This is a genomic window from Acidobacteriota bacterium (assembly GCA_016716905.1).
GTDB lineage: Bacteria > Acidobacteriota > Vicinamibacteria > Vicinamibacterales > SCN-69-37 > SYFT01.
In genome coordinates this window covers 888,833-906,201 of the sequence record JADJUS010000004.1, presented here as the reverse complement: position 1 = coordinate 906,201, position 17,369 = coordinate 888,833, and the positions used below count along the sequence as shown (strand labels likewise).

Annotated in this window: 16 protein-coding genes; 11 read left to right on the top strand and 5 right to left on the bottom strand. The window is 65.2% G+C overall.

What is annotated here, in order from left to right:
• Window position 1: 1 nt before the first annotated feature.
• Window positions 2–2,146 (top strand): VWA domain-containing protein, encoded by a 2,145-nt coding sequence (locus IPL75_07960; protein MBK9240193.1) that lies wholly within the window; start codon window positions 2–4, stop codon window positions 2,144–2,146.
• 9 nt (window positions 2,147–2,155) lie between these two features.
• The gene (locus IPL75_07955) at window positions 2,156–3,040 is read left to right on the top strand and encodes a polyphosphate kinase 2 family protein (GenBank protein ID MBK9240192.1); all 885 of its coding nucleotides are present in this window, start codon (window positions 2,156–2,158) and stop codon (window positions 3,038–3,040) included.
• 138 nt (window positions 3,041–3,178) lie between these two features.
• Here IPL75_07955 and IPL75_07950 read toward each other — a convergent pair whose 3' ends face one another.
• The 4 genes from IPL75_07950 to IPL75_07935 are packed head-to-tail and all read right to left on the bottom strand — an operon-like array spanning window position 3,179 to window position 6,161.
• The gene (locus IPL75_07950; GenBank protein ID MBK9240191.1) at window positions 3,179–4,963 is read right to left on the bottom strand and encodes a hypothetical protein; all 1,785 of its coding nucleotides are present in this window, start codon (window positions 4,961–4,963) and stop codon (window positions 3,179–3,181) included.
• Complete coding sequence (locus IPL75_07945; protein ID MBK9240190.1) at window positions 4,960–5,625, bottom strand: DUF305 domain-containing protein; 666 nt, start codon at window positions 5,623–5,625, stop codon at window positions 4,960–4,962. Before IPL75_07945 ends, IPL75_07950 begins: the two co-directional genes overlap by 4 nt.
• Before the next feature lie 10 nt (window positions 5,626–5,635).
• Window positions 5,636–5,944 carry a hypothetical protein gene (locus tag IPL75_07940; protein ID MBK9240189.1) on the bottom strand — a complete coding sequence of 103 codons (309 nt, stop codon included), beginning with the start codon at window positions 5,942–5,944 and terminating at the stop codon, window positions 5,636–5,638.
• Window positions 5,901–6,161 (bottom strand): hypothetical protein, encoded by a 261-nt coding sequence (locus IPL75_07935; GenBank protein MBK9240188.1) that lies wholly within the window; start codon window positions 6,159–6,161, stop codon window positions 5,901–5,903. The genes IPL75_07940 and IPL75_07935 overlap by 44 nt, the downstream gene beginning before the upstream one ends.
• A 32-nt stretch (window positions 6,162–6,193) precedes the next feature.
• On the opposite strand from IPL75_07935, the gene IPL75_07930 reads away from it, so the two are divergent.
• The 5 genes from IPL75_07930 (at window position 6,194) to IPL75_07910 (ending at window position 10,854) form a co-directional block, all read left to right on the top strand.
• Window positions 6,194–6,544, top strand: a complete 351-nt coding sequence (locus tag IPL75_07930; GenBank protein MBK9240187.1) for a helix-turn-helix transcriptional regulator — start codon at window positions 6,194–6,196, stop codon at window positions 6,542–6,544.
• Window positions 6,541–6,984: a hypothetical protein gene (locus tag IPL75_07925; GenBank protein ID MBK9240186.1), complete on the top strand. Its 444-nt coding sequence runs from the start codon at window positions 6,541–6,543 to the stop codon at window positions 6,982–6,984. Before IPL75_07930 ends, IPL75_07925 begins: the two co-directional genes overlap by 4 nt.
• Window positions 6,963–7,727 (top strand): ABC transporter ATP-binding protein, encoded by a 765-nt coding sequence (locus IPL75_07920; protein MBK9240185.1) that lies wholly within the window; start codon window positions 6,963–6,965, stop codon window positions 7,725–7,727. The genes IPL75_07925 and IPL75_07920 overlap by 22 nt, the downstream gene beginning before the upstream one ends.
• Before the next feature lie 5 nt (window positions 7,728–7,732).
• On the top strand, window positions 7,733–9,403 hold the full coding sequence (locus IPL75_07915; GenBank protein ID MBK9240184.1) for a hypothetical protein: 1,671 nt from the start codon (window positions 7,733–7,735) through the stop codon (window positions 9,401–9,403).
• A gap of 68 nt (window positions 9,404–9,471) precedes the next feature.
• Window positions 9,472–10,854, top strand: a complete 1,383-nt coding sequence (locus IPL75_07910) for an aspartate aminotransferase family protein (protein MBK9240183.1) — start codon at window positions 9,472–9,474, stop codon at window positions 10,852–10,854.
• 13 nt (window positions 10,855–10,867) lie between these two features.
• On the opposite strand, the gene IPL75_07905 is transcribed toward IPL75_07910, so the two are convergent.
• Window positions 10,868–12,877 carry a VWA domain-containing protein gene (locus IPL75_07905; protein ID MBK9240182.1) on the bottom strand — a complete coding sequence of 670 codons (2,010 nt, stop codon included), beginning with the start codon at window positions 12,875–12,877 and terminating at the stop codon, window positions 10,868–10,870.
• 58 nt (window positions 12,878–12,935) lie between these two features.
• Between IPL75_07905 and IPL75_07900 the strand changes: the two genes are divergently transcribed.
• The 4 genes from IPL75_07900 (at window position 12,936) to IPL75_07885 (ending at window position 17,306) form a co-directional block, all read left to right on the top strand.
• The gene (locus tag IPL75_07900) at window positions 12,936–13,595 is read left to right on the top strand and encodes a hypothetical protein (protein ID MBK9240181.1); all 660 of its coding nucleotides are present in this window, start codon (window positions 12,936–12,938) and stop codon (window positions 13,593–13,595) included.
• A 109-nt stretch (window positions 13,596–13,704) separates the two neighbouring features.
• The gene (locus IPL75_07895; GenBank protein ID MBK9240180.1) at window positions 13,705–16,098 is read left to right on the top strand and encodes an ABC transporter permease; all 2,394 of its coding nucleotides are present in this window, start codon (window positions 13,705–13,707) and stop codon (window positions 16,096–16,098) included.
• Window positions 16,099–16,110: 12 nt separating this feature from the next.
• On the top strand, window positions 16,111–16,725 hold the full coding sequence (gene mtnB / locus IPL75_07890) for a methylthioribulose 1-phosphate dehydratase (GenBank protein ID MBK9240179.1): 615 nt from the start codon (window positions 16,111–16,113) through the stop codon (window positions 16,723–16,725).
• A gap of 11 nt (window positions 16,726–16,736) precedes the next feature.
• Window positions 16,737–17,306: a cupin domain-containing protein gene (locus tag IPL75_07885; GenBank protein ID MBK9240178.1), complete on the top strand. Its 570-nt coding sequence runs from the start codon at window positions 16,737–16,739 to the stop codon at window positions 17,304–17,306.
• Window positions 17,307–17,369: the final 63 nt, after the last annotated feature.

The window sequence follows — 17,369 nt, the reverse complement described above, 5'->3', positions numbered from 1 at the left end:
GGTGGCCGACGTGCGCACGCTCGTGGCACTGTTGCTGGCGGCTGCAGTCACGGCCCCCGCCCCGGTGGTCCATGGCCACCAGCAGCCCGGCCAGCGGCCGCCGGTCTTCCGCACGGCGACCGAGCTCGTCGAGATCGACGTGGTGGTGGTGGACAAGGCGGGTCAGCGTGTTCACGGCCTGACGAAAGACGACTTCATTCTCAAGGACCGGAAAAAGCCGCAGGCGATTGAGACGTTCACCGAAGTGCAGCGTGAGATTGAGCGCACCAGTGAACTGCCTCGCCTGCCGCCAGAGACTCGCGTGGACGTGGCGAGCAACACGAGCGCGAAGGCTGGTCGGCTGGTCGTGATGGTGCTCGACGACCTGCACGTGTGGCGCGGCCGCACGGATACGGTGAAGGACATCGCGCGGAAGGTGGTCAACGACTTGGGGCCCGAGTCGGCGATGGCGCTGATTCAGACCGGCGGTGAACACGGGGTTGAAGTGACAGACGACCGGTCGCGGCTCCTGACGGCGATCGACAGATTTCATGGGCGCCGACCCGCAAGACGTCCGTCTGAGGTGTGCGAGCCACGCCAGCGAGACTGCGATATCCAGGATCTGAACGCCCATCGCAGTTTGTTCCGGTCGATGGAAGATGCCGCCCGCATTCTCGGCGGCGGCGACAAACGCCGCAAAGCCTTCATCCTGATCTCCGAGAGCCTGGCAAAGGACATCACCGGGATCTTCGATGGCGGCGAACAGATTCCGGACATCGTCGACTCGGGTGGCTACTACAGCGGCAACAACGAATACACAAACAAAGCCGCACCGGATTTCGACTACCAGTTGCTGAACACTATGAATGCCATGCGGCGCGGTAACGTGGCCACGTACGCCATCGACCCGCGTGGTGAGGTGACCTCGCAGGAACTCATGCAGGAATGCCTTGGAGTTGGAGTGGGGGCTGGCTTTGGTGACGACCCCTGTCTGGGTGGATCGCTGCCGGCGTGGAAGGCCTTTGTTCGACAGGGGCAGCGTGGGCTGGCCACCTTCTCGGAGGAAACCGGTGGCTTCGCGGTGGTCAACACCGACGATTTCACCGGTGGCATCTCGCAGATCATCGGCGACCTCGACAACTACTACCTGCTCGGCTTCTATCCGGTCGAGATGCAGCGCAAGGGGTACCGGCCGATCGAGATCGAGGTGAAGGGCCGGCCGGACCTGACGCTGCGCTATCGGCAGGGCTATCAGGTGGACGGAGCGCCGGCACCGCCCAAACCGACTGACGAACTGTCGCGTCTCGTTGGCGGCGCGCTCCCCAAAAACGACTTGCCGCTGCGCCTGCACGCCATTCCCCTGCCGGCTCCGAACACCGGCCCGGCCGCATCGAGAGTGGCGAAGGTCATCGTCGCGCTCGAGCTGACGGCGCCGACCCAGTCGATGCGGATGGCCGACACCGACCGGCTCCTCGACGACATCCGGTACGGCCTCTACGCCGTGGACCTCAAGGGGGCAAAGATCCGCGAACGGACGGGATCTGGCGCCAAGGTTGCGCTGCGCCCACGTCCAGGGCTGGCGGTCGTCCCGGACAAGGTGACGTACGAGATCATCTCGGAACTTCAGCTGCCGCCTGGCCAGTACCAGCTGCGCGCCTCAGCCACCAGCGACAAACTCGCGGCCGGCGGCTCGGTCTATCTGTCATTCGAGGTCCCGGACTTCTCGAAGGCGGCGTTGTCATTGACGGATCTCGTCATTGCTTACGCCGACGGCCCTCACGTGCCCATCGCGCGCGATGCGCCGAAGAAACCGACCGTCGCAGCGACCGGACGAGCCGTGCCGGCGGCGCAGTTGCAGCCGCCTGCTCCCCTCCTGCCCTTCGATCCCACGCTCGACCGGACGTTTGTCTCCAAAGATACGTTGCGCCTGTACTTCAAAGCCGTGCAGCGCACCGCTTCACCGCTGACCGCCACCATCTCGGCCCTGGCTCCTGTTGGCACGGTGAAGGTGACATTCGATCGCCTGCTCGACGCGGGCACCCAGCCGTCACTCGACATCTCTCTGCCGCTCAACCAGTTGGCACCCGGCGCCTACCGCCTGCAGGTGGCGGTCACCGACGGCACGAACAAGGCGATGCGCGAAGTGGCCCTCATCATCCGGCCGTAAGATAGCTGGATGAAGAACCTGCGCAAGATCACCAAGCGACTCACGATTGCCAACGGCAAGGGCTTTCGCCTCAAAGACCATCCTGCGGACTGGACCGGCGGCCTCAAGGACGAGGGGCATGCCCAGGAACTGCTTAAAGAAGGCGTGCGTCAGCTCTCGAAAATGCAGGACCGCCTGTACGCGCAGAACACGTACTCCATCCTCATCATCTTTCAGGCGATGGATGCGGCCGGCAAGGACGGCACAATCCGCCACGTGATGTCTGGGATCAATCCGCAGGGCTGTCAGGTCTTCAGCTTCAAGGCGCCCTCAGCGGAGGAACGCGACCATGCGTATCTCTGGCGATCCATGAAAGCCGTGCCCGAGCGCGGTCGCATTGGCATTCACAATCGCTCGCACTACGAAGAAGTGGTGATCGCGCGTGTTCACCCGGCAATCCTGCAGGGGCAGCAGATGCCCGAACACATGGAGCAGGACAAAAACATCTGGCAGGAGCGATTCGCGCACATCAACGACTTCGAACGCTACCTCGTCGAAAACGGCACGGTGGTGCTGAAGTTCTTCCTGAACGTGTCGCGCAAGGAGCAGAAACAGCGCTTCCTGGATCGCATCGAAGACCCGGCCAAGAACTGGAAGTTCTCAGCGGGCGACGTGCACGAGCGCGGCTTCTGGAAGGACTACATGAAGGCGTATGAAGACGTCTTCAGGCACACGAGCACCGTCTGGGCGCCGTGGCACATCATCCCGGCCGACAACAAATGGTTCATGCGCGCGGTCGTCGCCTCGATCATCACGGAGACGATGGAGGGGCTGACGCTGGACTATCCGATGCTGAGCGCGGCGCAGAAAAAGGAACTCGCCGCCGCGAAGCGGGAGTTGATGTCGGAAGACTAGTCGAGCATTCGGGACAATAGGGGGACGGGTCTCGATCTGTGGAAAACTCCGGGGCCGAAAACGACCTCTGAGGTAGGTGACCTCAGAGGTCGTTTTCGCCGTCGGAGTTTTCCACAGATCGAGACCCGTCCCCTTTCCCTACTTCGCGGCGATGCCGCGAAGTGTGGCCACCATCGCGCGATATCTCGCGGCGTCGATGGGGTTCGCGGAGCCACCCTGCTTTTCGAGCGCAGGCAGCAGCGCTTCAAGTGCGGCAACCGCGGCGGCGCGGTCGGCCGCGCTGGCGCGCTCGACAGCTGTCAGCGCAGTGTTGAGCGCGGTGGCCTGTTCGGCCTTCAGGCTCTTGCTGCGCGTCAGCTGATCCATGTAGGCGCGCGCCACCACCGGCACCTGCGGCCAGCCCATCTTGGGCTGTGACTGCGCATTGAACTCGTTCATCTGCATGAGCTTCGCCGCGGCAATCTCATTCTCGGAGAGGAATTCGCTCGGCTTGAGTTCAAACACGTCCACGCCACGCGCGATTTCCGACCCGTAGATGAAACCGTTGTACCAATACGTGGACCAATAGCCGGCCGTCACGAGTTTGTCGGCGAAGACGGGACCGCGGTCGAAGAACGCAATCTCGACTGGGCGGGTGGCGTCGGTGAAGTCAAACACCGACACGCCGCCCTGGTACCAGGCCTGCGCTTTGATGTCGCGGCCGGGCACCGGGATGAGCGAGCCGTTGTGCGCCACGCAGTTCTCAAAGTCCGTCTGCGCCGCGGGCAGCTTGTAGTAGCTGCGGAAGATCATCTTCTTGTCGCGAATTTCGAAGATGGCGTTGGCGCCCCAGCTCGGCAGGTCGGTCTCGCGGCAACGGGGTGATGTGCCGCCGCCCCACTCGTCGGTGAAGATGACCTTGGTGCCGTCGTTGTTGAACGTGGCCGAGTGCCAGTAGGCGAAGTTGATGTCCGAAACTTCGCTGAGGCGCTTCGGATTCACGGGGTCCGAAATGTCGAGCAGGATGCCGTTACCCGAGCACGCGCCGGCGGCCAGACCCAGTTCGGGATACACCGTGATGTCGTGGCACTGGTTCGTGGTGGACGTACGCTGCGTGCCTTCGCCGTGCGCGCCGCCCGGCCACAGTCCGGCGATCGCGCCCGTCTGCGTGTCGGCAAATATGCGGGGACGGTTGACGATTTTCGCCGCCGAGGGGTTCTTGACCGGCACCGCGATGACATCGATGCTGAAGAGCGCCGTATTCGGGTCGGCGTTCGGATCGCCAGACGAGCACCCCTCCAGTTCCTTGTCCGACCGCACGCCGCCGGTGCCCGACCCGTATACGTAAATCATCGACGGGTCTTTCGGATTCGGCACCAGCGAGTGCGTGTGTGAGCCGCGGCACGTCTGCACGGCGGCCACCTGCACGGGCTTGTTGAGGTCAGTGATGTCGAAGATGCGCACGCCGCGGAAGCGCTCCGGGCTCGGGGCATTCGGCGCGCCGGTCACGCCCTGCGTGCCGCAATCCACGCGGCCGTTGCCCTGCTCAACCGACATGAAGAGCAGGTTGCCAAACACCGACAGGTCACCCTGGCCACCCGGGCACGGCACCGACGTCCGCAGCCGAATCTTGCGCGGGTCTTCGATGTCGTAAAAATTGAACCCGGCAAAGCTGCCGATGAACATGTTGCCGCCCTTGAAGGCGATGTCCGAGTTCGCGAAGGCCAGGCCACCTGTGCCGGTCGCGTCACCAAAGCCCGGAGGCTTGGGCAGAGTCGCCACCAATTCCATGTTGCGCGCCGCCACGCCCGCATCGGTCGCACCGGCCTTCAGGCCCACGCGCGGGTCCTGCCCCGGTTGCTGCACCTGCTGCGCTCCACCCTCGGCGGCCCACACAAACAGGCCCGCCACCACACATCCAATCCAGATCGACTGCTTCTTCATTTCTTGATGCCCTTCAGCATGGTGTTCATGCGGAGAATTTCCATCCGCTGGTCAGCGTCCACGTGTGTTGCAAAATCATGAATCTCGGCTTCCTGCATCGCGCCCGGAGACGACTGCAGTTCCTGCACCATGACCAGGGCACCGCCGTGATGCCTGATCATGCCTTCAAGAAACAACCGATCGAACTCCGCGCCCTTCGCCGCGCGAAGTTTTTCCATTTCCTCCGGCGTCAACATCCCCGGCATCATCCCGCCTGGCATGTGATGCGCGTGTTCGCTCGGGATGGACTCGCCGCGCGTCTGCAGCCACAGCCGCATCATCTTGATCTCGTCGTTCTGCGACACCTCGATGCGCTTCCCTAACATGCGCATGTCCTCGCGATCGGTGCGCGTCTTGAGCAAGTCCACCATCTCCACCGCCTGTGCGTGGTGACCGATCATTCCCTGCATGAACTTGGTATCCGCGGGCGAGTGTTTTGAGGCCACCGCTTTGGGCCGCTCAGACTCGCTCAGTTCGCGGCTCGGCTTCCCGGGCGCGCCAGGCTGCACGACCTGTACCGGCGGTGCCGGCGGCACCTGCGCCGATACCTGACCGGCGCATCCGACCACGACCGCAACGCCGGCCGCGATCAGGCAGACCTTGACCGTGTTCGTCCTCTTCATCCGACTGATTTTATCGGGAATCAGTGAATCTGGCGAGCCAATGCATGGCCGCCTGCAGACGCGCAACAAAGTCCGGCGCGGCAAACGCCGAAGGGTCGATTACCGCCACTCGTCCCAGGCCACGCTCCGTTCGTACCTCCGGCCCCTGGCCGGCCATCAGCACCATCATTGAGCCGCCGGACTCGATCCACCGCGACACCAGCGTGATTGTGCGCCGGTTGCCCAGTTGTTCAGGCAGTCGATCGATCACCAGCACCCTCGTATCCTGCAGCCGTTCACGCGTGATGTACTCCGGCCCCGACCGCGCCCAGTACCCCATCGGCACCCAGCAGCATCGGGACCGACAGCACTTGCCCCACGGCGTCACGCACGCGACCGGCCCGCGTCTCCACAAACACCCGCGGCCCCCGCTGGTCGTAGGTGCGCGTGACCACCAGCGCGCGGCTGCGCGCCAAAACATTTTCGCGGGGCCAGCAGCCTGCAGCCACTCCGGCCATGAGCAGCGCGACGCCCGTCATCATCGCGATCCTCACCATGACGTTGACAACTATACACGTAGCAGGTATACATGTCGCACGCTGATATGCCCGACGATATTCCCCCGCTCACACCGGCGGTGTTTCACGTGCTGCTCGCACTCACGGGCGGCGACCGCCACGGCTACGCCATCCTCAAGGACATCCGGCAGCGCACCGATGGCCGCATGACCATGCAGGCCGGCACGCTGTATGGCACGCTGCAGCGCCTGCTCGACCTCGGCTGGGTGGACGAAATCGATCCCCCCGACGATGAGGCGGATGCGCGGCGGCGGTATTACCGGCTCAATCGTGAAGGCCGCACGGCGATTCAGGCCGATGTCCAGCGCATGGAAGACCTGGTGAAGGCCGCGCGCGTGCACTTGAGGCCCAGACGCGCATGACGTCTCCACGCGCCGCCGTCATCTATCCCTGGCCAGTCCGGGCGTATCGCTGGATGACAGCGGTCTATCCCCCCGCCTTCCACTCGACGTTTGCCGACAGCATGGCGGCCGACTTCAACGATGCCCTCCGCGATGCCCGGCACACCGGCCGGACGCGAGGCGTCCTCGTCCTGCTCGCAGCGGTCGCGGCAGACCTCATCTGGTCCATCACCGTCCAGTGGATGCGCACGAGCGTGCCGTGGCTGACCGCGGCCTACGCCACGGCGCTTGTCGGCATTTGTGAGGGCCTCGCGGCCACGCTCGTCGGCAGCGCCTTTCAATGGTCGCGTGTGGTCATGCTCCTGCCGCTCGTCTCGGCCATCACGTTCACGCTCTGGTTCCTGGTGCCCCAACTCCGGCACCGCCGCTCGAAAACGCCGTGCTTGACGTCCGCGGCCTGACGCGGCGCTACGGCGGCCTGCTGGCCGTCGACAACGTCAGCTTCTCGTGCGCGCCAGGCGAGATTCTCGGATACCTCGGCCCGAACGGATCAGGCAAAAGCACCACCATCCGCATGCTCGTCGGCTTGCTCGAACCCGACAACGGCACGATCACGCTCGACGGCTCCTCCCTCGAAGACGATCCCATCGCCTTCAAGCGCCGCATCGGCTACGTGCCAGAGGAACCGCAGCTCTACACCCACCTCTCGGCGATCGAATACCTCCTGCTGGTAGGTGCGCTGCGGGAACTGGACCCGAACACGTGCCGGCACACCGGCGAACGCCTCCTGGAACTGTTCGGCCTGCACGACGCGCGTTACGGAACGATGGCCACGTTCTCCAAGGGCATGCGCCAACGTGTGCTACTGGCCGCCGCGCTCCTCCACGACCCAGAACTCCTGATCCTCGACGAGCCCTTCTCCGGACTCGACGTCTCGGCCGACCTCCTGTTCCGTACCTTTCTGCAGGCACTCGCGCGCGAAGGCCGCACCATTCTTTTCTCTTCGCACCGCCTGGATGTGGTGGAGAAAGTCTGCGAGCGCGTGGTGATCCTGCATCGAGGCAAAGTGGTGGCCGACGGCCGCATCGCCGACCTGCGCAGCGACCGCACGCCGACTCTCGAAGGCGTCTTCGCCGAGGTCACGCAGCAGGAAGACTACTCCGCCATCGCCACCGACATCGTCAACACCGTGCGAGGACGGTGAACCCCTTGCGCAGTCTGAGACCGTTGGTCCGCCACTTCCTGGGCAGCCTCATCGGCCGCGGCGTGCTGCAGGACGATGGCGTGGAGGCCGTGCGCGGATTGCTGTTCGGCGTCGTCGCCGGACTGGTCAGCGTGGGATTCATGCTGCCGCGTCAGTTCTCGCGGATCTACCTGGAACTGGGCTACCTGCCCGACCCCGAACCGTTCAGGCGGGCGATGGTCACTGACAGCATGTTCATGTTGACGCTGCCGTTCCTCGTGGCGATGGTGGTCGCAGCGCTTGTTGCGCCGTCGATGTTCCCCGACGAGGTGGACTACCTCACGCTTGTGCCGCTCCCCATCACGCGGCGGCGCATCTTCGCGGCCAAGTTGGCGGCGCTGGCGCTGTTTGTCGGGGCGCTGCTGCTGTCACTCGCCGCGTTCGCCGCCATTGCATTCCCGATGTTCACGCACCAGCGCTGGGCCGAAGGGACGATCACGGGCCGCATCCTCGCGCATGGACTGGCGGCGATGTCGTCAGGCGTGCTGGGCTTCGGCTGTGTGTTGGCGATTCAGGGATTGGGATCCATGTGGGCGCCGCGGCAATGGCTTCAGCGCCTGGGAGTCATTGTGCCGAGCGCGGTCATCACCGGCGCCATCCTCGCGTTGCCCTTTGTTCTGCAATTGCCGGCACAGCGGATGTGGGTGGCGAGCGAGCCCGCCGTGCTCGCATTTTTCCCTCCGGCATGGTTCGTGGGAATGGAACGCGTGCTTCTCGGCGTTGCGAACCCATACTGGCAGCGCATGGCGTGGACGGGTGTGCTCGGCACGAGCGCGGTGATCGTGGCCGGCATCTGCGCCTACGCCTTGCTGTACCGGCGCTTCGAACGCCTCGTGCTGCCGCCCCCGCGCGACACTCGAACCGGGACAACGTCAGCGCGCCCTCCCCTGCCACAGATGGGCGTGTGGCCATTCACTCGGGCCACGCTGTGGCGCAATCGTCTCCCGTTGCTGCTGTTCCTGGTGTTTGCGGCGATTGGCGGCGGCGTGGTGACCAAGGCGCTGCTCGACGGCTTTCTGACCAGCACCTTCCGGTGGGATGAACCGGCGCCTCCCGCGCTTCTGGCCGCGGCGGTTGGCTTCCCTCTGGTCCTGATGCTCACCGGCTTGACCGGACTCAGGACGTCATTCCTGCTCCCAGTCCAGTCTCGCGCCAACTGGATCTTCCGCGTCACCGACGGCCCGGAACCGCGCGCCCAACATCTGGCCGCTGTCGATCGGGCATGCCTGCGTCTGGTCGTCGTGCCCGTGTTGGCGATCGCGGTGCCGCTGCAATTCTGGGTGATCGGCATCGACGCCTGGCGCACGGTACTGCTCTCGGCTCTCGCGGGATTGGCGATGGCTGAAGTGATGTTGCTCGACTGGCGTCGCGTGCCGTTCACCTGCACCTGGATTCCGGGAAAGCGGCCGCTGGTCTTCACCCTCATCGGCGCGCTCATCATCTACGTGCTTGTCACCAGCCTGCTGGCTTCGTTGTTTCAGCTGAGCCTGTTCTCGTGGCCGTTGTTCCTCTCGCTATCGGGCACCCTGCTCATCGTCACGGCCATCGCCCGCGATCGCCGCCAACGAGCCTGGTTGACGCAGCCGCTGCAATTCGAAGACGAACCGTTTCGCATTCAGGTGCTGGGGTTGCGTTGAATCGGTAGCCTGCAGTCTTCGAGCTTGCCCCCTGGACTCCGGGACTCCCGGACCCCGACAATTGGCTTATGTCCGACCGTACTGATCTTCTGAATCGCGCCGCTTCGCACGCTACGCAGTACCTGGAGACCATTGCCGACCGCCACGTCGGCGCCACGGCGACCGCCGATGAGCTTCGCGCTGCGCTGGGCGGTGTCCTGCCTGAGACAGGCGATCCAGAGGGCGCCATCATCGACGCGCTCGCGCATGCCGCTGAGCGAGGCACCGTCGCCACACAGGGCCCGCGCTATCACGGCTTCGTCGTCGGTGGCTCCTTGCCGGCGGCCACGGCAGCCGATTGGCTGGTCTCCGCGTGGGATCAGAACGCGGGCGTGCATGTGCTCTCGCCGCTGGTGGCGGTAGTCGAAGACATCACGGCCGGATGGCTGAAAGAGCTTGCGGGACTCCCGGCACACTGGAGCACCGGGTTTGTCACCGGGTGCCAGGGGGCGAACTTCACGGCGCTCGCAGCCGCTCGTCATCATGTGCTGGCGGCGGCCGGCTGGGATGTGGAAGCGCAGGGTCTCTTCGGTGCGCCGCCCATCGACGTGGTGGTCTCGGACGAATCGCACTACACCATCTTCAACGCGCTTCGCATGCTGGGCCTGGGCGCGAGCCGCGTGCGGCGCGTCCCTACCGACGACCAGGGCCGGATGCGGGCCGACGCGTTGCGCGAGGCCCTCTCCATCGGCTCCGGCCCCTGCATCGTCTGCGCGCAAGCCGGCAATGTGAATTCGGGAGCGTTTGACCCGATCGAAGAGATTGCCGACGCCGCGAACGCCCGGGGCGCATGGCTGCACGTGGATGGCGCGTTTGGCCTGTGGGCCGCAGCGAGTCCGGTGCTGGCGCACCTTGTGCGCGGAATCAACAGGGCCGACTCGGTGGCCACGGACGCCCACAAGTGGCTCAACGTCCCCTATGACTGCGGCCTCGTCTTTACCGCCCACACCGCCTCACATCGCGCGGCGATGACGATGGCGGCGGCGTACATTGTGGAGACGGCGGCTGAACGAGACCCGCGTGACTTCGTGCCCGAGGAATCGCGCCGGGGCCGGGCGATTCCCGTCTACGCGGCACTTCGTTCGATGGGCCGCCAGGGCGTGGCCGATCTGGTGGAACGATGCTGCCGGCTCGCAACGCGCCTGGCCAATCAGCTACGAGCTCATTCGGGTCTCGCGGTCATCAATGACGTGGTGCTGAACCAGGTGCTCGTGCGGGTCACTTCCGGACCTGATCCCGATGCCGCCACACGCGCCATGATCGACCGCCTGCAGCGCGACGGCACGTGTTGGGCCAGCGGCACCACCTGGCACGGGATGGCCGCGCTGCGTGTGGCCCTCAGCAACTGGTCCACGACTGAGGCGGACATCGACCGGACGGGCGCGGCGATTGTTCGCTGCGCCACCTCGTAGCGCGGCCTGGGTCTCAAGGTCGCAACCGAGCGCCGGCCCACGACAAGACGCGTGCCTGCTGCCCCAGCACGCGGCCATCCGCGCCTTCGATGGTCACGCGAATGACGTAGTCGTCTGGCGGGAGACGCACCAACTCCAGCACACTCGTCGCGGCGCGTCGCAGTGGGTCCGCGCTGCTGACCAACTGTGCGGCCTGAGACGAGATCACGGCTGTTTCGCCGAGGCGCAGCGTCTCAACACGCACCGTGGCATTCTCAAACATCCCCGCGGTTGCCGCATGCGCTTCCACACGAACGGCCAGGCTGATCGCGCCGGCACCCACGCGCGCCACTGGACGGAAGGCGCCGCCGGAGATTTCGCCGAACACCACGCTGCCCATGCGGAGTGTGTCGATGGGCCAGGCGCGCACTTCCATCGTGTGCGTCACGCTGCCGCGCCGCCCATCGGCATCGATGACACCCAGCGTCAAGGCATACGAACCCGGCGGCACGACCACGGACACCGGGTACAGTCCACGCCCATCCGGCAGCAGGCGAATCTCCGCCCGGGGGTCAAATGTGTCGGCAACCACACGCCCGGTCGTGTCCTTGACCTCGAACCCAACATCCACCGGCTTTCCATCAGCCGCAATCTCAGCGGCAATCGTGATGCGCGCGTCGGTGGACGAGCCATCCACGGGAAACACAAATGTGTCGAGGTCGATGCCGATCTCGCGGGCGGACGCCGGCGATTTCAGCAAGGCTCCCATCGCACCCTTCGCATCCGTAGGCGCCTTGGTCGCGACCACCGTCCCCTTGGACGAAGACTCGAGCACCACTTCCTTGCGTGCCCGCACGTCGAGGCCCGGCCGCGTCACGCGCACGTCAATACCCAGACGATCCCGATCGCGATCCTCGGGGCTCCGCTCGAATGTGATCAGGTAGTAACCCGACAGTTCCGTATCAATCCGCTGGAGCGCAGTTGTCGCACTGCCGACCACACGAAACGCCGTGCCGCGCGCCGTGTAGGACATCTCGGCCATGCTGTCGAAGCCCAGACGATCGTCGAGGATTCGTGTGCCTGTCGCATTGCCCCCACCCGCGGCGGCCTCGGCGAGCGGCGCATCCAGGTGCAGCGCGTACAACGCCACGCGCGCACGTTCGGCGGCGTCGGAGAACTTGCGCAAGGAGTCGCGTACCTGCATGTCGTTGGTGATGCCTTCCGACACAAGGACCAGTGCCTTCGACCCCTCGATCGGCGCCATGACCTCGGCCAGGGCGCGCAACGAGTCGAGGATGTTGCGGGTATGACGCAGATGGACGTCCTGCGCCCGCTGGGCCGCGTCCTTACACCCTTCCGGAACAGTCGCCGGCATTTCGAAAGGGCGCGAGCCTGGCGGACCACACGCGCCGGACAGGGGGCCCGGCAAATTCGACGCCTGCAGCCCCGCCGTACGCTCCCAGTGCGCCATCAGCGCATCGGTATCGCCGAGCGCGACGCCGGCGGCTTCGCCGGGTGTCATCCGCTGGTCGCGCACTCTGTTCGACGCACCAGCGATTTGCCCTACGGCGTCTCGCACAATCTGCCGGTTGGTGGTCAATTCCACACGGGGAGTGCCGTATGGCAACGAGACCAGGCCCACGCGGTCATCAGGCCCCAACTGATCAAGGTACTCGCCGATCGCCCGCATCGCGCTGCGCCCCTCGCCGGCGCGAATCTCTTCCACGTCCACGGCGAAGATGATCGACCGCCCCGAGGCCGCCTGCCGGTTGCTCGAAGGCGCAGGGAGCGCAGTTGACTCTGCGGTGATCGTGCGGCGCGAGCGGGTAACGCCAACGAACTCACTGGAGACAATTCGGCGTGGCCGGCGACCGGCCGAGACCTCAAAGTCCGCCGCGGTCAGGTTGGTGACTGGCTGGCCATCCTTGTCGAGGACGACCACGTCCACCACAACAAGATCGACCCCGGCCCGGAACACGGGAGGAGTCTGCTGGGCGGTCGCCAGGACGAGGCCCCAGATCGCGACGGCTGTCCACAGGCGCACGACCGGATTCTATCGTGATATTGGGGTATACTCCCGGCGCTGCTGGGAGGCAGTCCTGATGTTCAAGCACTTGGTTAGCTGCAGTCTCCTCATCGTTCTCGTCGCGTGCAAGTCCAGCGGCGGCGACGGCGGAACGCCCACGACACCGACGCCTACGAATCGCGCTCCTGTCATCGCGAGCGTCACCGTCAATCCGACGTTCGGCATCGCCGACTTGCAGGTCTTCAATTTCGTCGCCACGGCGTCGGATCCCGACGGCGACCCCGTCTCGTACAACTGGGATCTGGCGGGCAACGCCCGCACCGGCAGCACCGCGCAGGTGGTGTTTGTCAGCCCCGGCGGAAATGGCCGCGGCACGGTCACGGTCTCCGACGGCCGAGGCCTGACGGCCAGCAGTGGCGTGGACTTCATTGTCGGCAGCGCGGCCGGCAACTGGACCGTCACCGTAGGACAGCTTGCGGGTTCCACCTTCTCGCTGGCCCAGAACACGTCCGGATTCGTGACCGGCACGTTCTTCCTGCCCGGTATCGGCAGTGGCAACACAGACCCCGCGCAGCCGGGTCAGATTCTGGTGAACGGGAACCTGACGATGCGCGTCAAGATTGGCGCATTCACCGACTTCACCATGACCGGCACGATGGCCACCACCGGCCGCTCGATTTCCGGAACCCTGCAGGGCTCTGGATTCACCGGGCAGCCGTTCACGATGACCAAGTAAGAGACCAGATCGATCCACGACGGTCGGAAAGCCCGCCAGGGCTTTCCGGCCGATCGGCACTGCAACTCGCACCGTCCGCCAGGTGGTGCCTGGCGTCAGACTTCCCACCATGGATGCATTGACCCAGGACCTTCGCTACGGCTTCCGTCAGCTGCTCCGCCAGGGCGGTTCGTCCCTCATCGCGATAGTGACTCTCGCGCTCGGCATCGGAGTCTCCACCGCCATCTTCTCGGTCATCGACGCCACGATGCTGCGGCCACTGCCCTTTCCCGACCCCGAGCAGCTGGTGTCACTGAATCCCGAGGAACTGATGCCCGACGGCAAAGTCTCGCGAGGGACGCCGTCGATGGCGGACATGCGGCTGTGGCAGAAGTCGGATGACGTGTTCCAGCACGTGGCAACCCTGGGCAGCGCCTTCCGCGGACGCATCGTCGAAGGGGCGGAACCCGAACGGATTCAGGTGTCGCACTTCACCGAGGACTATCTGCCGATGCACGGCATCACGCCCCTCATCGGCCGGAACTTTTCACGCGAAGAGACAGCCCCTGGAGCCCCGCTCGTGGCGTTGCTGGGCTACGGATACTGGCAGCGCCGTTATGCCGGGCGGGAGAACGTGATTGGCGAGACGGTCCGCTTCGATACCGAGGTGGCCACCATCATTGGGGTGTTGCCTCCATGGTTCAACGCCACCACACCCGTCTCGGTACCGACGCGCGTCCCGCTTGACATGTATTCGCGGAGGGGCACGGGCAGCCTGACCGGCAGCGTCTATGCCCGCCTGCGTCCCGGTATCACCATCGAGCAGGCGCGTGAGCGCATATCGGCGCGCATGGAGCGGCGCACCTTGCCGGATGGCAAGCAGACCACGTCCACCGTCACGATCCAATCGAGGCTCGACTCCGCGCTTTCGCAGGCGCGGACCACGATCAATGTGCTGGCGGGCGCTGTGGCGCTCATTCTTCTGATCGCCTGCGTGAACGTGGCGGGCCTCTTGCTGGCCCGCGGCGCGGCGCGACAGTCTGAACTTGCAGTGCGCGCATCGATGGGTGCGGGACGCGGGCGCCTGATTCGGCAGCTGCTCACTGAAAGTGTGGTGCTGGCCATCCCTGGCGGCGCCCTTGGCATCTTGCTCGCCTGGCTCTCGCTCGACGCCATCGTCGCCAACGTGCCGTTGTCCATTTCGTCCAACTCGCCGGTGACGCTGAACCTCAAGGTACTGGCCGCCACCGCCGCGTTGCTGGTACCGACGGCGATGCTGTTCGGGCTTGCGCCAGCCATTCGCCTGTCGCGCGTACAACTGGGATCGGTGCTGGCGCGTGGGGGCAGGCAGCGCGGGTCAGCGCTGTCACGGCGTGGCGGCCAAATGCTGATTGCCGCCGAAGTGGCGCTGGCAGTCATCCTGGTAGCCGGAGCGGGCCTGATGATTCGCAGCTTCATGCGAATCTCGGCCGTGGACCTCGGCTTCAACGCGCGCGGCCTCGTGGTGATGGAGGCACTGCCCCTGGATCGAAATCCCGGCGCCCATCAGCAGTACTACGCGACCCTGCTGCAACAGCTTCGAACACTGCCTGGAATGACTTCGGTCGGCATCGTGGACAACTTCCAGCTCGGCGGCGGCACATCGTTCTCGTTCTACACCGCTGGCGCAAAGGCTGATGGTTCGACCACGTTTGAGGTCACCCCAGGCTATTTCGAGACGATTGGCGCCGCGTTGAAATCGGGAAGGTTGCCGACGGACGCGGACTTCGCCGCGGGTCTTCGCGGCGCGGTTATCAATGAGACCGCCGCCAAGACATTCTTTGATGGCTTGGCGATCGGACGCGAGTTCACGCGCAGCGGACCCGACAAGGCACCGTGGACCGTCATTGGAGTCATTGCCGACCTCAAGCACGGCGGGCCACTGTCAACGCGGCAGGAGTCGCAGATCTTTTTGCCGCTCCAAATCTCTGAATACGATCTCAATACCGCAATGATGGTCGTGATGCGCCCGTCAGGCGCCATCCCCGGCCTGCCGGATCAGCTACGGAAGGTCGCGCAGGGCATCGGTCCGCGTGTGCTGGTGGAACGCATTCGCACTAGCGAAGAATTGTTCGGCGAGCGCGTGGTGACGCCGCGGCGCCGGACGGTGCTGCTCGGCCTGCTCGGCGGCCTTGGCATGGCGCTGGCGCTGGTCGGCGTGTTCGGGATGACGGCGTATTCAGTCACCCGCCGAACGTCTGAAATTGGTGTGCGCCTGGCGTTTGGCGCGCGGCCGGGCCAGGTGGTGCGCACCATGCTCCGCGACTCCGCGATCCCGATTGCGATCGGAACGATGCTGGGTGTGGGTGGCGCCTTCTTCGCGACGCGCGTCATCAAGAGCTTTTTGTTTGATACCGCGCCGACGGACCCGCTCACGCTCGGAGCCGTGGCCATGATCATTGCCGCGACCGGTTCCATCGCGGCGCTCGTGCCCGCCATGCGCGCGGCACGAATCGACCCCGCATCGAGCCTGCGTGCAGACTGACACCAGGCGCGAATGTCGAGCACGTCTCCCGTGAAGTCGCTCATCGAGGCCGGCCGCCGGTTTTACGGCCGCAACTGGGTGCTGGCCACGAGCGGCAACTTCTCCGCCGTCGTCTCGCCATCGCCCTTGCGACTCTGCATCACCCGAAGCGGCGCGCACAAGGGCACACTGACGCCTCGAGATTTCCTGACAATAGACGGGTCGGCCAGGCCGGTCGGCCGGACCAGCGCTCGGCCTTCGGCCGAGGCCAGGCTCCACCTGGAGATCGTGCGGGCCAGGAAGGCCGGCGCTGTGTTGCACACCCACTCTGTTTGGAGCACGATGCTGTCTGAACATCACGCGGCTGACGGCGGCCTCGCGCTTCAGGGCTTCGAGATGCTGAAGGCCCTTGAGGGCGTGACAACGCACACCCACCGTGAGTGGGTGCCGATCGTGGAGAACGATCAGGACATGGCCCGGTTGGCAGACGGGGTTGCGGGGGCTCTGGCAGAACACGCCGATGCGCACGCGTTCCTGCTGCGGGGACACGGGCTCTACACCTGGGGCCGCACCGTGGCCGAGGCCGAGCGGCACGTGGAAGCGCTGGAGTTCCTGCTCGAAACCGTCGGACGTCGTTCGCAGATGTAAGGAGATCGCGCATGGCCCTGATCCGCATTCCAGATGAAGGTCGGACGATTCAAGATACCGCTGGCGTGGCGGCATTCCTGGCCGCAGCCGGCATCGAATACGAGCGCGCGGTGCCCGACGTCGATTTCCCGCCCGGTGCGCCCGCGTCAGATGTGCTCGCGGCGTATCAAACGAAGATCCAGGAACTGAACGCCAAGGGCGGGTATGTGACCGCCGACGTCATTGATGTGTTCCCCGACACGCCGAACCTGGACGCGATGCTGAAGAAGTTCAGCAGTGAACATTGGCATGACGAAGACGAGGTGCGGTTCATCATCGAAGGCCGCGGCGTGTTCCACATCCATCCGACGACGAAAGACCCGGTGTTTGCGATCGAGGTCGAGGCCGGTGACCTGATTCGGGTGCCACGCGGCACGCACCACTGGTTCGACCTCTGTTCCGACCGTCGCATTCGGGCCATTCGGCTCTTCCAGGATCCGTCTGGCTGGACGCCGCACTACACAAACAGCGGCGCGGACGCCCGCTTCCAGCCGCTCTGCTTCGGTAGCGTCTACTTCCCCGTTCCCCCACCGGGCTTGTGACGCGCTCACTTCGTGAACGAGGCGTGCGGGCCGTGGTGCTCGACATCGAAGGCACCACCACGC

Excerpts from the sequence above, each read along its gene's own strand:
- IPL75_07955 (MBK9240192.1), top strand. The coding sequence starts at position 2,156 with ATGAAGAACCTGCGCAAGATCACCAAGCGACTCACGATTGCCAACGGC.
- IPL75_07950 (MBK9240191.1), bottom strand. The coding sequence starts at position 4,963 with ATGAAGAAGCAGTCGATCTGGATTGGATGTGTGGTGGCGGGCCTGTTT.
- IPL75_07945 (MBK9240190.1), bottom strand. The coding sequence starts at position 5,625 with ATGAAGAGGACGAACACGGTCAAGGTCTGCCTGATCGCGGCCGGCGTT.
- IPL75_07940 (MBK9240189.1), bottom strand. The coding sequence starts at position 5,944 with ATGGGGTACTGGGCGCGGTCGGGGCCGGAGTACATCACGCGTGAACGG.
- IPL75_07935 (MBK9240188.1), bottom strand. The coding sequence starts at position 6,161 with ATGGTGAGGATCGCGATGATGACGGGCGTCGCGCTGCTCATGGCCGGA.
- IPL75_07930 (MBK9240187.1), top strand. The coding sequence starts at position 6,194 with ATGTCGCACGCTGATATGCCCGACGATATTCCCCCGCTCACACCGGCG.
- IPL75_07925 (MBK9240186.1), top strand. The coding sequence starts at position 6,541 with ATGACGTCTCCACGCGCCGCCGTCATCTATCCCTGGCCAGTCCGGGCG.
- IPL75_07910 (MBK9240183.1), top strand. The coding sequence starts at position 9,472 with ATGTCCGACCGTACTGATCTTCTGAATCGCGCCGCTTCGCACGCTACG.
- IPL75_07900 (MBK9240181.1), top strand. The coding sequence starts at position 12,936 with ATGTTCAAGCACTTGGTTAGCTGCAGTCTCCTCATCGTTCTCGTCGCG.
- IPL75_07895 (MBK9240180.1), top strand. The coding sequence starts at position 13,705 with ATGGATGCATTGACCCAGGACCTTCGCTACGGCTTCCGTCAGCTGCTC.
- mtnB (MBK9240179.1), top strand. The coding sequence starts at position 16,111 with ATGTCGAGCACGTCTCCCGTGAAGTCGCTCATCGAGGCCGGCCGCCGG.
- IPL75_07885 (MBK9240178.1), top strand. The coding sequence starts at position 16,737 with ATGGCCCTGATCCGCATTCCAGATGAAGGTCGGACGATTCAAGATACC.